The 14,604-nt window shown below is 62.1% G+C and carries 16 protein-coding genes; 8 read left to right on the forward strand and 8 right to left on the reverse strand.

The features are described 5' to 3' along the window. Positions 1 to 102: 102 nt before the first annotated feature. The 7 genes from EN807_RS13150 to EN807_RS13180 all read right to left on the reverse strand — a co-directional run bounded on the left by EN807_RS13150 (position 103) and on the right by EN807_RS13180 (position 6,398). Entirely contained in the window at positions 103 to 1,161 is a 1,059-nt protein-coding gene (locus tag EN807_RS13150; protein ID WP_135935204.1) for a 3-carboxy-cis,cis-muconate cycloisomerase, read from the reverse strand. Beyond that, a complete protein-coding gene (gene pcaG, locus EN807_RS13155; protein WP_135935205.1) occupies positions 1,158 to 1,772 on the reverse strand; it encodes a protocatechuate 3,4-dioxygenase subunit alpha in 615 nt (204 codons plus the stop codon). Before pcaG ends, EN807_RS13150 begins: the two co-directional genes overlap by 4 nt. After that, complete coding sequence (gene pcaH, locus EN807_RS13160) at positions 1,772 to 2,530, reverse strand: protocatechuate 3,4-dioxygenase subunit beta (protein ID WP_135935206.1); 759 nt, start codon at positions 2,528 to 2,530, stop codon at positions 1,772 to 1,774. The genes pcaG and pcaH overlap by 1 nt, the downstream gene beginning before the upstream one ends. A gap of 2 nt (positions 2,531 to 2,532) precedes the next feature. After that, the gene (gene pcaC / locus EN807_RS13165; protein WP_135935207.1) at positions 2,533 to 2,931 is read right to left on the reverse strand and encodes a 4-carboxymuconolactone decarboxylase; all 399 of its coding nucleotides are present in this window, start codon (positions 2,929 to 2,931) and stop codon (positions 2,533 to 2,535) included. After that, entirely contained in the window at positions 2,928 to 3,728 is an 801-nt protein-coding gene (pcaD, locus tag EN807_RS13170) for a 3-oxoadipate enol-lactonase (RefSeq protein ID WP_135935863.1), read from the reverse strand. The genes pcaC and pcaD overlap by 4 nt, the downstream gene beginning before the upstream one ends. Before the next feature lie 5 nt (positions 3,729 to 3,733). Further along, positions 3,734 to 5,626 carry a sugar phosphate isomerase/epimerase and 4-hydroxyphenylpyruvate domain-containing protein gene (locus EN807_RS13175; protein WP_135935208.1) on the reverse strand — a complete coding sequence of 631 codons (1,893 nt, stop codon included), beginning with the start codon at positions 5,624 to 5,626 and terminating at the stop codon, positions 3,734 to 3,736. An 85-nt stretch (positions 5,627 to 5,711) separates the two neighbouring features. Then, positions 5,712 to 6,398: a TetR/AcrR family transcriptional regulator gene (locus EN807_RS13180; RefSeq protein ID WP_135935209.1), complete on the reverse strand. Its 687-nt coding sequence runs from the start codon at positions 6,396 to 6,398 to the stop codon at positions 5,712 to 5,714. Between the two features lie 102 nt (positions 6,399 to 6,500). Here EN807_RS13180 and EN807_RS13185 point away from each other — a divergent pair, with 102 nt between their 5' ends. From EN807_RS13185 to EN807_RS13210, 6 genes are all read left to right on the forward strand, one after another. Next, positions 6,501 to 7,484 (forward strand): shikimate dehydrogenase, encoded by a 984-nt coding sequence (locus EN807_RS13185; protein WP_246684076.1) that lies wholly within the window; start codon positions 6,501 to 6,503, stop codon positions 7,482 to 7,484. Positions 7,485 to 7,532: 48 nt separating this feature from the next. Next, entirely contained in the window at positions 7,533 to 8,519 is a 987-nt protein-coding gene (gene dctP / locus EN807_RS13190; protein ID WP_135935210.1) for a TRAP transporter substrate-binding protein DctP, read from the forward strand. 73 nt (positions 8,520 to 8,592) lie between these two features. Next, the gene (locus tag EN807_RS13195; RefSeq protein ID WP_135935211.1) at positions 8,593 to 9,111 is read left to right on the forward strand and encodes a TRAP transporter small permease subunit; all 519 of its coding nucleotides are present in this window, start codon (positions 8,593 to 8,595) and stop codon (positions 9,109 to 9,111) included. After that, positions 9,108 to 10,409, forward strand: coding sequence for a TRAP transporter large permease (locus EN807_RS13200; protein WP_135935212.1), 1,302 nt, complete (start codon positions 9,108 to 9,110; stop codon positions 10,407 to 10,409). Before EN807_RS13195 ends, EN807_RS13200 begins: the two co-directional genes overlap by 4 nt. Positions 10,410 to 10,413: 4 nt before the next feature. Further along, positions 10,414 to 10,848 (forward strand): type II 3-dehydroquinate dehydratase, encoded by a 435-nt coding sequence (locus EN807_RS13205; protein ID WP_135935213.1) that lies wholly within the window; start codon positions 10,414 to 10,416, stop codon positions 10,846 to 10,848. 9 nt (positions 10,849 to 10,857) lie between these two features. Further along, a complete protein-coding gene (locus EN807_RS13210; RefSeq protein WP_135935214.1) occupies positions 10,858 to 11,694 on the forward strand; it encodes a 3-keto-5-aminohexanoate cleavage protein in 837 nt (278 codons plus the stop codon). A gap of 278 nt (positions 11,695 to 11,972) precedes the next feature. Here EN807_RS13210 and soxR read toward each other — a convergent pair whose 3' ends face one another. Continuing rightward, entirely contained in the window at positions 11,973 to 12,407 is a 435-nt protein-coding gene (gene soxR, locus EN807_RS13215) for a redox-sensitive transcriptional activator SoxR (RefSeq protein WP_135935215.1), read from the reverse strand. 86 nt (positions 12,408 to 12,493) lie between these two features. Between soxR and EN807_RS13220 the strand changes: the two genes are divergently transcribed. Both EN807_RS13220 and EN807_RS13225 read left to right on the forward strand, forming a co-directional pair. Continuing rightward, on the forward strand, positions 12,494 to 13,216 hold the full coding sequence (locus EN807_RS13220) for an SDR family oxidoreductase (protein WP_135935216.1): 723 nt from the start codon (positions 12,494 to 12,496) through the stop codon (positions 13,214 to 13,216). After that, a complete protein-coding gene (locus tag EN807_RS13225) occupies positions 13,213 to 14,247 on the forward strand; it encodes an S-adenosylmethionine:tRNA ribosyltransferase-isomerase (protein ID WP_135935217.1) in 1,035 nt (344 codons plus the stop codon). The genes EN807_RS13220 and EN807_RS13225 overlap by 4 nt, the downstream gene beginning before the upstream one ends. Positions 14,248 to 14,604 lie beyond the last annotated feature (357 nt).

The following is a 14,604-nucleotide window of genomic DNA, read 5'->3' on the forward strand; positions in this document are numbered from 1 at the left end:
CGCGTTTGATCGGCCTCATGCGACGCGCTTTAGGTTGTTGTTTTTATGCATGTCGTTGTCGCAAAACCGCTGCACACTTTTGCGCGACATGCATTAGTGGGATCAGTCAACCTTGCCTCCGATTGCCGCTATGGTTCTGACCAGCCTGTCCGCGACACAGGTCGATGCTCCAGCCGCCATGAGCATCTGCGGCAGGATCAACCATTCCAGCGTCCAGGCTGCACCAGAGCGCTCTTGCTCATGGATCAGGGCATGATGCATTCCCGACAACTGGACTGCGTTGTAGCGGGCAAGCGTCACCAGCATCTCGGCGTCGATCGGATTGCGCTTGTGCGCCATGGCGGACGATGAACCGCCGCCCGCCCGTTGCAGCTCGCCGCCTGCCTGCGCCATCAGCGCGATATCCTGCCCGAACTTGCCGAGGCCGCCCGTCACAAGCGACAGCCAGTTGGCCAGCTCAGCGATGCGGTCGCGCTGGCTGTGCCATTGCGGCGCGTCGCCGAGGCTTAGCCGCCGGGCCAGCGCGGCACGGATGGCGGCGCCCTTGTCTGCGAACTTCTCGAGTGTCCCGACGGCGCCGCCGAACTGGATGACGAGAACCGATCCTCGCACCGATTGAAGCCGCTCGTGGTGGCGCACCAGCGGTTCGCGCCAGCTTGTGACGCGGTCGGCTACGGAAATCGGAATCGCTGCCTGCATTCGGGTTCGGGCCATCAGCGGGCGATCGCCAAACCGGTGGCCGAGATCGGCGAAGGCGATCACCAGGGCCGAAAGCCGTTCTTCCAACAGGTCGATACAGGCGCGAATTCTCAGGATCATGGCCGTGTCGATCACGTCCTGGCTAGTCGCACCGAAATGCACATGCTCCGAATGCGGCTCTCCCACAGCATGCCTGATCTGCCGCACGAACTCCGGCACCATGACACCGTCGCGCTTCGTTCCGTCCCTCAGGGCCTGGATTTCCGGCCGGAAATTGTCGAGGACGCGCCCGATTGCGCTTGCTGCAGCCGCCGGGACGATGCCGAGTGCAGCTTCTGCGTCGGCGAGCGCTTTCTCGAATTGCAGCATCGTCGCAAGTTCGGCCTCGACGCCGAGCAGCGTCGCCATCTTCTCATCGCCGAGAAGCCCGGACAGGAGGGGATTGTCGAATGCTGCGATCATATGTCGAAGAAGACCGTCTCGTTGATGCCCTGGAGATGAATGTCGAACTTATAGATGTCGCCATCGCGCGGCGCGACCAGCGTTGACACGCGCTCTCTTTGCTCAATGCGCATCAGGACGGGATCCTCGGCGTTGGCCGTTTCCTCGTCGCTGAAATACATGCGGGTGTGAAGGCCAATGTTGATTCCACGCGCGACGATCCAGACCGTCAAATGCGGCGCCATCTTGCGGCCGTCGAAAAAGGGCACGCGACCGGGTTTGATGGTCTCGAACATGCATTCGCCCGTCGTCATGTCGGTGGGCAGCCGGCCCCAGCCGGTAAAATTCGGGTCGGCGGAGCCGCGCAGATCCGAGGGCGAATTGTAGATGCCGGCGGCGTCCGCCTGCCAGATCTCCACAAGCGCGTCCTTCAGCGGCGAGCCGGCGCCGTCGATCACCCGGATGTTGACCCTGATGCGTTCACCCCTGGTCTTGTCGTTGACCATCGCGGTGCCAAGGTCGCGTTTATAGACGCCCGAGATACCGGCAAAGTTGGGCGTCAGCCCTATATGGACGTAGGGTCCCGCGGTCTGCGAGGCGCTTTCCTTCAGCCGACCGAGAGCCTGGACCATCAGTTGCCCTCGATGCGGTTTTCGAACAGCGTCGAGCGGCGGCCGCGCAGTACAATGTCGAATTTGTATGCCCGCGCATCCATCGGTATCGTTGCCTCCATGTCGAGCGCGGCGGTGAGGCCTTCAATAGCACGGCGGTCGTTGATGGTCCGCACGATCGGGCACCTCCAGATCATCGGGTCGCCCTCGAAATACATCTGGGTGATCAAGCGCTGCGCGAAGCCGTGCCCGAAAATCGAGAAATGGATGTGAGCTGGACGCCAGTCGTTGGGTCCGTTGGGCCAGGGATACGGCCCCGGCTGGATCGTGCGGAAACAATAGGAGCCATCCTCGCCGGTGATGGTGCGGCCGCAGCCGCCGAAGTTCGGATCGAGTGGCGCGAGATAAGTCTCCTTCTTGTGTCGATAGCGTCCGCCGGCGTTAGCCTGCCATACCTCCAGCAACGCACCGGCGACGCCGATGCCGCGCTCGTCGAGCAGGCGGCCATAGACGAGGATGCGCGGCCCGATCGCGCTTTCGCCCGGCCCGGCAAAATTGTGTATGAGGTCATTGTCCAGTTCACCGAGAATATTGTGGCCGAAGACCGGCCCCGTAAGCTCCGACAGGGTGTTGTCGAGGGAAAGAAGCGGCCGATGCGGCGAGCGCAGCACGGAAGTCTTGTAGGCTGGCGTGAAGGCCGGCGGATGCCAGTTGCGGTCGCGCTGAAAGAAGGCGCCGATTTCCGGCGTGCGGTTGGCGGGAAGGCGCGCGTTGGTCATGATTAGCCGGCTTGAGCGTCGATTTCGTCGAACGTCTTCCTGGCGATCTTCATCGCATGATTTGCCGTCGGTACCCCGGCATAGATTGCCACATGCAGCAGCGCCTCGCGTATGTCGTCGCGCGTCGCCCCGGTATTGACGCTGGCGCGGATATGCATCGCAACCTCTTCGTCCTGCTTCAGCGCGGCGAGCAACGCGATGGTGATCATGGAACGCTCGCGCTTGGTGATGTTCGGCCGCGACCAGACGTGGCTCCATGCAGCCTCCGTGATCAGTTCCTGGAAAGGAATGTCGAATTCGGTCTTGGCCACCTCTGCGCGGTCGACATGGGCGTCACCCAGCACCGAACGGCGCGTCGCCATCCCTTCGAGGTATCGGTCGCCGTGTTGTGGCTTGCTCATTTGCGCTCTCTTCGCAGGTCGTTCAGGAAGCCACGGATCAACCCGGCGAGCCTTTCCGGCTGCTCGACGCATGGGATGTGGCCCGCACCGGCGATGACCTCGAACCGTGCGGCGGGGATTGAGCGGGCCAGCGATTCCACCAGTTCAGGCGGCGTCGATCCGTCTTGATCGCCGACAATGCAGAGTGTCGGCACTTTGATCGCGGCGGTCGTCGCGGTGAAATCGGCGTCGCGGATAGCCGCGCAGGCAGCAGCGTAGCCGGCCGGATCCTGGCGCGTCAGCATCGTTTTGTAACCCGCCAGTTCCTCGCCGCGATTCTTATGGAAATCCGGCGTGAACCATTTTTGCATCACGTCGTCGGCAAAGCTGGCGATGCCCTCCGACAGGGCCGCGTTGATGCGCCCGTTCCACATCTCGGGCGTACCGATTTTCGCTGCCGTATCGCAAAGGATCAACCCCTCGATCAAATCCGATCGCGTCTTGTAAAGGCATTGCGCAATGACGCCGCCGATCGAAAGCCCGCAGATCACCGCGCGCTTTACGCCAAGATGGTCGAGCAGCCCTGCAAGGTCCGTCGCATGGGTCTCGATTGTTTGCGGCGCGCCACCGAGTTCGCTCAGGCCGTGTCCGCGCTTGTCAAACGCAACGAACGTGCAGTCGTCGGCGAGCCTTCGCTCGACCTCGTTCCAGATGCGCATATCGGTGCCGAGCGAGTTCGCGAAGACGACCGTCGGCCTGCCAGCTGCGGGACGATGCCGGTAATGGATCGTCGCGCCATTAATGCGAGCAAAGTTCATACCCGTCATACCTTTGGCATTCCTTTGGGCCGCATCAGCCGTTTTTGCGCGGCAATGCGGAATGGTGCGTTCGGCGCACCATATCCTGCATACGCGCCGCGCCGTTCAACGAACTCGATAATGAACCCCTCTCCGAATGTCGGTGCATAGAGCTGGAAAAATTCGCCGTTGTCGTCGCGGTCATAAAGGATATTGGCTGAGCGCAACCGATCGGCGACCTCCGGATCCAAACCGAAGCGCGCTTCTACGTCGTCGTAGTAGTTCATCGATATCTGAAGTGGTTCGAAGCCGTTGGCCTGCAGCTTCGCCGCCGTCGCAAAGATGTCATCCGTCGCGAGTGCCAGATGCTGGACGCCGGAACCAAAGGTTTCTGCGATGAAATGGCCAGCCAGCGTGCGGTGACTCTCGGCGCCGTTCAGCGTGAGGCGGAAGCGCTTGTCCAGACCTTCGATGACCTGGCTACGTACGAGGCCGGCCGGATCGACGATGTCGACCATGGGGGTCTTGGTCGTCCTGAAGATCGAGACATAGAACAGCAGCCAGCTCGGCATCTCCTCCTGTGCCATGGTCTGCCCGACATGATCGATACGGGTGAGGCCGACGCCATTGCCGGAACTTGCCGGCATGACCGGCGTGAACTCTATGTCCCAGACCTTCGCCAGGTCGGTCTTGGCATCGAGGAAGTAGATCAGTCCGCCGCCGACGCCGCGGATCGCCGGGATCGACAACTCGCCGGGCCCGACCCGCTGGTGAAAGATCTCCGCGCCCAGTGCCTCGGCGCGCGCGACCGTGGCGGCGGCGTCCTCGACCTTCAGGCCCATCGCATATGCCGACGTGCCATGGACAACAAAGGAAGAATGGGCAAAGCCCTGCCGCTCGGTATTGATGACAATATTGATCTCGCCCTGGCGGTAGAGCGTGACGTCCTTCGAGACGTGCCGACCGGCCTCGACAAAGCCGAGCATGCGCAACAGCGATCCAAGCTGTCCAGCGTCCTCGCGATCGGCCGCGAACTCGATGAACTCGACCCCTCCAACCGCAATGCGGTCGGGCATGGGCGGGATCGCCATGTCAAGTGCCGGTTCTTCACGCCGCACCTGATCCAACAACCAAACGAGCGAACGCCGCCCGTCGACGGAGATCGCCTTTGCCGACCCGCCACGGAACTGGTCGTTGAAAATCTCGAGCGACAGATAGCCGTCATACCCGGTTGCCGCGACCGCCTGCATGAACTGTCGCACCGGCAGATCGCCTTCGCCTGGCATGTTGCGGAAGTGCCGGCTCCAATAGAGCAAGTCCATTTCGATCAGAGGCGCGTCGGCGAGTTGGACAATGAAGATCTTGTCCGCGGGTATCGAACGGATGGAGCCGAGTTCAATCCTGCGGGCCAGCGTGTGGAAGGAATCGAGAACCAGCCCGACGTTCGGATGGTCAGTCCTGCGCACGATTTCCCACGCATCGCGATGATCGTTGACGTGACGCCCCCAGGCCAATGCCTCGTAGCCGACGCGCAGACCGCGCTTGGCGGCGCGCTCGCCAAGCTCGTGAAAATCCATGGCCGCCCGGTCGATCCCGCCAAGAGAGGCCGGCGACACCGACGAGCATACCAGCATCAGGTCGGTGCCGAGTTCCTGCATGACGTCGAACTTGCGCTCGGCACGTTCAAAGGCGCGGTTGCGCTGGGGCTCCGGCAAACCCTCGAAGTCCCTGAACGGCTGGAAAAGCGTTATGGTCAGACCTGCGTCACCAGCCATTCGGCCGACGTCGCGCGGTGAGCCGTCAAAGGCGAGGAAATCATTCTCGAAGATTTCAACACCGTCGAAGCCCGCGGCGGAAATTGCCGCGAATTTCTCCGCCAGGTCACCGGCGATCGACACCGTCGCGATCGAAGTCTTCAAACGCGCCTCCTCCCTGGTTTGTGGTGAACGAACCAGTTCGTACATAACTAAGGCAACGCTGGCAGCACCGCAAGTTTCGGCGTTCTCAGCGTTCTGCGGGAGCTTCGTCCTTGGCGACAAAACGCAACAGCATCTCCACGCTGTTGCGTTTGAGCCGCTCGAGTTGTGCCGGCGCGCCGAAGTCGCGTCCAAAGATCATCGAAAAGGTGGTGCGATTGGAAACGTTGAAGAAGCACAGCGCGCTTACCTGCCAATGGAGTTCGACCGCGTCGAGTCCCGGCCGGAAGACCCCCTCTTCGACACCGCGCGAATAGATGCGAGAGATATGGTCGATCGCAGTCACGTTCAGTTCGCGGATCGCATCCGATTGTTCGAGGTACTGGCCATGATGGATGTTCTCGATCATCACCATGCGGATGAATTCCTCGTGTCGGTGATGGTGGTCGAACGTGAACTCCACTAGGCGTGCCAGTGCCGCCACGGGGGGCAGACCTTCGATATTAAGTTGAGCCTCGCCCTCGCGTACCTGGCGATACGCGTTCTCGAGCGCGCGCAGGTAGAGACCTTCCTTATCGCCGAAGTAGTAGTAGATCATGCGTTTGCTGAAGCGCGTGCGCGCTGCAATCTCGTCTATGCGCGCGCCCGACAAGCCGTTCAGGGCAAACTCCTTGGAGGCGATCTCCAGGATGTTGCGGCGCGTGCCCTCAGGGTCCTGGATACGCGTCGTGCTCGCGTCCGGCTTTGGCTTTCGTTCTTTCTTGATAACGGCCATGCAGTTTGAGTTCCCGCCCCGGCGCAGCCGGCAATTGACTAAACTAACCAGTTAGTACATCATTCGCAAATCGCGACGGACTCATTTACCGGCGCGTTTGGCGTGAACACAAGGGCGATCCAGGAATTGCCGCATTTGGGCTGGGAGGCGGCCCGCCACAGGGAGGAATTTCGGGAGATGGGCGACAGCCTTGTCGACCTCCTTTGCCGTCTTGCGGACGAGCATAAGGGCGCCGCCAGCGGCGACAGCGAAAAGGTCGTGATTGGCCTCGTCGGACGCGGCATTCAGTCCTCGCGCACTCCCGGCATGCACGAGCGTGAAGCCCGGCGCCTCGGCATCGGCTATTCGTACCTTTTGCTCGATTTCGACCGGCTCGGATTTCCGGACGCGGCGATCGGCGACTTGATCGCGGCGGCGGAAATTGCAGGCTTTCACGGCCTCAACGTCACTCATCCGTTTAAACAGGCTGTTATGCCCGTCCTGGATGCGCTGTCGCCGGCAGCGCGCGCGATAGGCGCGGTGAATACGGTCGTCTTCGCTGGCGGAGGCAAGGAAGGCCACAACACCGACAGCTGGGGTTTCGCGGAGAGTTTTCGCGAGGCGATGACAGGCGCATCGATGGGCTGCGTCGCAATGTTCGGCGCCGGCGGAGCGGGCGCCGCAGTCGCAAACGCGCTGATGGAAATGGGCGTTGGCCGGCTGTTCGTCCTCGACAGCCAACCCAGCCGCGCCTCGGATCTTGCGTCGCGCATGGGCGCCTTGTTCGGCGGTCGCGTCGAGACGTGGCCGGACCCGGCCGCAGCCGTGCGCATGGCAAACGGCATCGTCAACACGACCCCGGTGGGCATGGCGAAATACCCCGGAACACCGTTCGACACGGCTCTTCTGACAGCCGAAAAATGGGTCGCCGACATAATCTACTTTCCGACCGAAACAGGGTTGTTGGTCGCGGCCCGTACGATCGGCTGCAGAACGCTGCCGGGCATCGGCATGGCGATCTATCAGGCCGTCCGCGCGTTCGAACTCTTCACCGGGCGCAAGGCCGACCGCCGCGCCATGGCAGATCATTTCGAGGCCGCCGCATGAAGGCAATGACGCTTATAACCATATGAAGACCATAGGGAGGAAATCGACATGAAAGCTGAAATGAACCGACGCCTGTTTATGGTCGCCGCCGGCGCACTCGCCGCCGGGACCGCCGTTCCCGCCTTCGCGCAGGACAAACCGAAGCTGCGTTTCTCGGCCGTGTTCTCGGAACAGGACATCCGGGCCGAGATGATGAAAATGTTCGCCGACGCCATCAAGGACGACTTTGCCTTCGAGGGTTATTACGGCGGCAACCTGTTCAAGCAGGGCACCGAACTTGTCGCCATCCAGCGCGGCAATCTTGAGATGGGCAACGTTGCCCCGCAGGACATCTCCAAGCAGATTCCGGCGTGGTCTATCGTCACCGCCGGCTACCTGTTCCGTGACGCCGCGCACCTGAAGGCGTTCTTTGCCAGCGATGCCGGGGCGGAGCTGAAGAGGATGACCGAGGACCAGCTCGGTGTGAGGGTGCTCGGCCCCACCTATTTCGGCCTACGCCAGGTCGGTCTGAAGCCGGACAAGGAAATCAAGACACCCGCCGACATGGCCGGCATCAAGCTGCGTATGCCGGGCGGCGACGCCTGGCAATTCCTCGGCCAGGCGCTCGGCGCGAACCCTACGCCAATGGCATATGCCGAGGTCTATACCGGCCTGCAGACAGGCGCAATCGACGGGCAGGACAACCCGTTGCCCAACGTCGAAAACATGAAGTTCTACGAGGTCATGTCGCAGATCGTACTTACCTCGCACCTTGTCGGTTTCGACCTTCTCAGCATCTCGAAAAAGGTGTGGGACGAGATGGGGGCCGAGAAGCAGGCAAAGGTCCAGGCCGCGGCGGACAAGGCGATCGACTTCTCGACAGAGAAACACCTGACGCGCGAGAAGGAACTCGTTGAAACATTCAAGGGCAAGGGCCTGAAGATCTACGAGCCCGATGTCGCAGCATTCCGCAAGCATGTGCAGGAGCAATATCTTGCCTCCGACCTGGCCAAGGAATGGCCTGCCGGGATGGTCGACAAGATCAACGCGCTTTGACGCGACGAACTCGCCGGCCGGTCCGCTTGCGACCGGCTGGCCCGTTTGGCCAGACGCCCGTCAGGGAGGCATCATGAACCCGGGATTGAGAAAGGTCGGCGGCTGGCTCTACCGGCGCGCCGAGAACGCCATCGCCATCGCAATCGGCGCCATGTTCGCCGCGTTTCTGCTCCAGGTTGCTTTTCGCTACCTTCTCAACTGGCCGACCGGCTGGAGTAACGAGCTCACCGTCGTACTCTGGATCTGGGTTGTGCTGTTCGGCGCAGCGTTCGTCGTTCGTGAAGAAGAGGAAATCCGTTTTGATCTCCTCTACGCCACAGTCGGTCCGGACATTAGGCGGGTAATGACGCTTGTCTTCGCAATCGCTCTCGTGGCGCTCTATGTCTGGTCCTTTCCAGCCGTCTTCGACTACGTGACCTTCATGAAGGTCGAGAGCACCGCCTACCTCAAGATACGCTTCGACTGGTTGTTCTCGATCTATCTCGTCTTCGTGGTCGCCGTGATCGCCCGCTACCTATGGCTCGCGTGGCGTGCTCTCCGCGGCGAAGCACCGGCGGAATTTGACCCCACGAAAGCGAGCTCCGGCGTATGAATCTCGCGAGTCCCTTTTCGCTGTCAGTCGTTGCGATCACAGCGCTGGCCTTGCTTGGCCTGCCGATCGGTCACTCGATGATCGCCGGGTCGATCCTCTATCTCTGGCTTGCAGGGCTCGACATGGGCACCTCCGCCGAGCAGCTCCTCAACGGGCTCTACACAAGCTACATTCTGCTTGCCGTACCGATGTTCATTCTCGCCGCGGAGTTAATGAACGCCGGGACAATGACCGACCGGCTGCTGCAATTCTGCAACGCCGTCGTCGGCCGTTTCCGCGGCGGCCTGGCGCAAGTCAACGTGCTGCAGTCGATCATCTTCGCCGGCATGTCCGGCTCGGCCATCGCCGACGCCGCGGGCACCGGCAAGATGATGCAGAAACTGATGACTAAGGATGGCAAGTACCCGGCGAGCTATGCCGCGGCGCTGACAGCCGTCACCTCCGTCATCGGCCCGATCATTCCTCCGTCAATTCCGCTGGTTATCTATGCTCTAATCTCGGATGCATCCATCGGCTACCTCTTCATTGCGGGTATCGTGCCGGGCCTTCTTCTCGCCCTGTCGCAGATGATCATCGTCGCCATCCACGCGCGCCGGATGAACTTTCCGGTCGAGAAGCCGGTGCCGCTCAGGGAATTTCCGGGGATCACCTTGCGCGCATTTCCGGCGCTGATGCTGCCGGTCGTTCTGCTGGTCGGCATAAGGGGCGGCGTGATGACCCCGACCGAGGCCGCGGCGGTCGCCGCCGGCTACGCGCTGCTCATCTCGGTCGCGATCTATCGCAGCGTGACGCCGGGTCAGCTCTACCATGCGCTTCTCAACAGCGCCCGCACCACGGCCTCAATCGGCATGCTCATCGCCGGCGCCCTGGTGTTCAACTACGTTGTTACGGTTGAGAACATTCCGCAGTCCCTGTCGGTGATCTTGCAGTCCTGGGATCTTTCGCCGATGGGTTTCCTGATCCTGGTCAACATCCTGCTGCTGATCCTGGGCTGCGTGCTGGAGGGCACGACTATCCTGCTGGTAATCGTGCCGGTGCTGATTCCGACGGCGAAGGCGCTCGGCGTCGACATGGTGCATTTCGGCGTGATGGTCGTCGTCAACATCATGCTCGGGCTCGTCACCCCGCCCTACGGGTTGCTGCTGTTCATCATGACCCGCATCGCAGAAGTGCCGCTGCGCGACCTGGTGCACGACGTAATGCCGTTTCTCTACGCCATGATCGCTGCCCTGATGCTGATCACCTTCTTCCCATCGCTGGTGTTGTGGCTGCCGCGCCTGCTGGGCTATCAAGGATAGGACCATGACCAAGCCAATCTTCGTTCTCAACGGCCCAAATCTCAACCGGCTCGGCATGCGCGAGCCGGAGATCTATGGGAGGACGACACTCGCAGAAATCGAGGGGATGTGCCGTGACGCCGCCGGCGACCATCCGATCCGTTTTCACCAGTCGAACATTGAGGGCGAAATCGTCAACTGGATCCATGAGGCGATCGACGAAGGCGCGGGCATTCTGATCAATCCCGCGGGTTTGAGCTTCATTTCGATCCCAGTGCTTGATGCGCTCAAAATGTTTCCGGGCCCGATCGTCGAACTGCATATCTCGAACATCCATCGCCGCGAGGAGATCTATCATCGGTCGCTGATATCGAAGGTCGCCACCGGCGTGATCGCGGGGCTCGGCGCCGAGGGGTATCCGCTCGCGATCCGCTGGCTCATGGACCAGGTCGACCGATAGTGTATCGCCATGCCTGAACCCTGTATCATCGCTGTTGCGATCACCGGCTCACTGCCGCGCAAGGAAGACAATCCTGCGGTGCCAATCAGCGTGGCCGAACAGATCGAGTCGACCCAGGAAGCCTTTGAAGCAGGTGCGTCGCTGGTGCACATCCACGTGCGCAATGACGATCAGAGTTCATCGTCTGAACCAACGCGCTTCGCTGCCGTTCAGGAGGGGGTGCGTAGGCACTGCCCCGGCATGATCGTCCAGTTCTCGACCGGCGGGCGCGGTCGCGATCCTACCGCGCGTGGCTCGGCGCTATATCTGAAGCCGGACATGGCCTCGCTTTCGACCGGTTCGGTCAACTTCCCATCCATAGTCTACGAGAACCATCCCGCCCTGATCGGTGATCTCGCAACCGCGATGAAGGCAAATGGCGTGCTGCCGGAGATCGAGATCTTCGACCTGTCGCACCTTCACACTGCCAGGCGGCTGGCCGACGGCGGACTTATAGGTGAACGCCCGCACATCCAGTTTGTCATGGGCGTGCAAAACGCACTGCCTGCGGAGGAGAGATTGCTCGACGTGCTCCTCAGGGAAGCGAAACTCCTGTTTCCGCAATCCACCTGGACAGCGGCCGGAATTGGCCGCAACCAGACGATCGTAATGCAATGGGCGTTGGCGCGCGGAGCAGACGCAGTGCGTACCGGACTTGAGGATAATATCAGGATCACTAGGGAACGCCTGGCGCGCAGCAACGCGGAGCTCGTCGAACTCGCGGCGGCCTCAGTCGAGAGGCTTGGCCGGCGAGTGGCCACCGTCAACGAGGCGCGCCAAACGCTTGGTGTGGCGTTAGGATCGTAATTCCTGGCTGCAACTTCTCGCCGCTTTTTTACGGTGACAGTGCACCATTTTCTTTTCCCCACCTGCCGCGTTTCCCGATTTCACGGCTTTTCCGGTTTGCTCGGCAATCCGGTCCAGAAGTGCTTCGCTGCCCACCGGCCGCCCAGATGGCGACATCGGCTGCGCGGCAACGCAAGTCGAGCCATGCGTTCAATCTACACACAGCGACAGCCGAGCAAGCATGGCAAAAAGTGCACTGTCACCGTAATGCTAATGCACCGTAATGCCGTAATGGCAACTCACCCCAGCCAATACCTCGGCCCCGGCCCCTTGCGACCTGCCATATCGGCAGGGTTCGCAAGGCTACACCGGTCGATCGACAGGCAGCCGCAACCGATGCACTCGGTAAGCCCAGACCTCAGGCGCTGCAACTCGGCGATGCGCTGGTCGATGCGCTTGGTCCACTGACCCGACAACCGCGACCAATCCCGACGCGACGGCACGCGATCGGCTGGCAACTTGGCGAGCTCGGCGCCGATCTCCTCAAGCGTCAGCCCAATTCGCTGCGCAAAGACGATGAAGGCGATCCGGCGCAGCACGGAGCGCGGATAGCGTCTGTGTCCCGAGCCGGCCCGCTCGGACGCGATCAGCCCGCGCTCCTCGTAGAAACGCAACGCCGATGAGGCGACGCCGCTGCGCCGCGACAAGTCGGTGATGGTCAGCATGGATTCCATGCAAGAACGAAAGCACAATTCCCGCTTGACTTCAAGTTAACTTGAACTTGTAGCAACGGGCAGTACAGATCGAAGGAGCACCGGCAATGCAGACGAATATCGATCTTCAGGGACTTCGCGTGGCGGTCACGGGCGGCACGTCCGGCCTCGGACTGGCGCTTGTGCGGCAGCTTGCCGAGCAAGGTGCGTCCGTCGCCTTCGTCGCCCGCACCACCGCGGACGTCGAACGCATCGCCGACGAGACCGGCGCGCACGGGATTGTCGGCGACATCGGCAACAAGGAGGACATCTACCCGATCGCGTTGCAAGTCACCGCCAGCCTCGGCGGGCTCGACGTCCTGATCAACAATGCGTCGAGCCTCGGACCTGTTCCTCTGGCGCTTCTTGCCGATACCGAGTGCGAGGAGTTGGAAAAAGCGCTCGCGGTCAATCTCGTCGGCGCGTTCCGGCTAACGAAAGCCCTGTTCGGTGCGCTTGCCGCGTCCGCACGCGAGGGCCGTGGCGCGCTGGTGATCAACATCTCCAGCGACGCAGCGGTGAACGCCTATCCCGGCTGGGGCGCATATGGCGCGAGCAAGGCTGCTCTTGCCCATCTCACGGCGATTTGGGACGAGGAGGCGAAAGCCGACGGCATCCGGCTCCTCGCGCTCGACCCTGGCGATATGGACACCCCGCTGCACGCGCTGGCGCTTCCTGACGCCGATCCGTCGACATTGAAGCGCCCCGAGCTGGCTGCTGCCGAGATCATCGGAAAGATGCTCGACGCGTTGCCGGTCCGCTCTACGCTTCTCGCCGGGGCACATACATGATTGCCGCCGACCGTCCCGATCGGCGCTTCGCAAGACTGTTCGTCGTCGAGGCCGATGGCACGATGCGCGACCTGCCGCGCGCTGTGCTCGCGACGCTATTCGATCCCGGCGATCTGGTCGTCGCCAATGACGCCGCGACCTTGCCTGCCAGCTTGCACGGCATGCATGTCCCCAGCGACGAAGCGATCGAGATCCGCCTGGCAGGCTGGCTGTCACTTCCCGATCCAATCCGCTTCGTGGCGATTGCCTTCGGCACGGGCGATCGTCGCACGCGCACGGAAGACCGGCTGCCGCCGCCTCCGCTGTCACCAAGCGATCGCCTCCAGCTCGGCCCGCTTGAAGCCGTCGTAGAGCGCCTTCTCGACCATCCTCGCCTTGTCGAGCTGCGCTTCCCAGGCAACCGCGCAGCGGTGCTTGCAGGCCTGGCGCGGCACGGCCGGCCGATCCAATACGCGCATGTTCCCGAACCGCTGGCCCTGTGGGATGTCTGGACGAAGATTGCCGCCGGGCCGGTCGCGTTCGAGGTGCCATCGGCAGGCTTTGCGCTCGACTGGCTCGCGCTCCAAGCCTGGCGTCGGCGCGACGTCGGCTTCGCAACACTCACGCATGCCGCGGGCGTTTCTTCCACCGGCGATCCCGCGCTCGACCTGCGCCTCCCTTTCGACGAGCCGTACCGCATCTCAGAGCACACCGCGACGCAGGTCGCGCGGGCGAAGCTCGGCGGCAACCGCATCATCGCGATCGGCACGAGCGTGGTGCGCGCGCTTGAGGCAGCCGCCAATCCCGACGGCAATGTGCGTGCCGGAATTGGCATTGCGACAGGGCGCATCGCGCGGGGCACGCGGCTTCACGTGGTTGACGCGATTCTCACAGGCGTCCACCAGCCCGGCGAAAGCCATTTCGAGCTCCTGCGTGCCTTTGCCGACGATGCTCTGCTCGCCAAGGCCTCCGCAGCCTTCACCGCGTACCGATACCGCACGCATGAATTCGGCGATTCCATGCTGCTCAATCGCCAACCGCAGCATCTATAGCGCGAACAGGACCGGGCCGCTTCCTCCCTCACATGCGTCCATCACGGTCATGGAAGGTTGGCCCATCGCCTCCACGGTGGCACGCCTGGACGCTGCATTCGGCGAGGCGCACTTCGATCTAGAGATGAGCGGTTGCCTGCTGGCTAGGTTCCGACACAACTTTCACCCGCACTAGCCTGACGACTGGATCTCACGGCTCGCCCAGCACATCGGCAGCCCAGGCCCGCTCAAAGCTGGCTTCAGCCTCGTGCTGGACGTTCCGAACGCTGGCGATATCAGCGGCTTCGTATTCGCAGATCATGCGCAGCCGGTCAGATGACAGTAACTACGGATCCAGCGGACATCGCAGAGGTCGAG

Origin of the sequence: Mesorhizobium sp. M5C.F.Ca.ET.164.01.1.1 (assembly GCF_004792125.1) — a bacterium.
Taxonomy (GTDB): domain Bacteria; phylum Pseudomonadota; class Alphaproteobacteria; order Rhizobiales; family Rhizobiaceae; genus Mesorhizobium; species Mesorhizobium wenxiniae.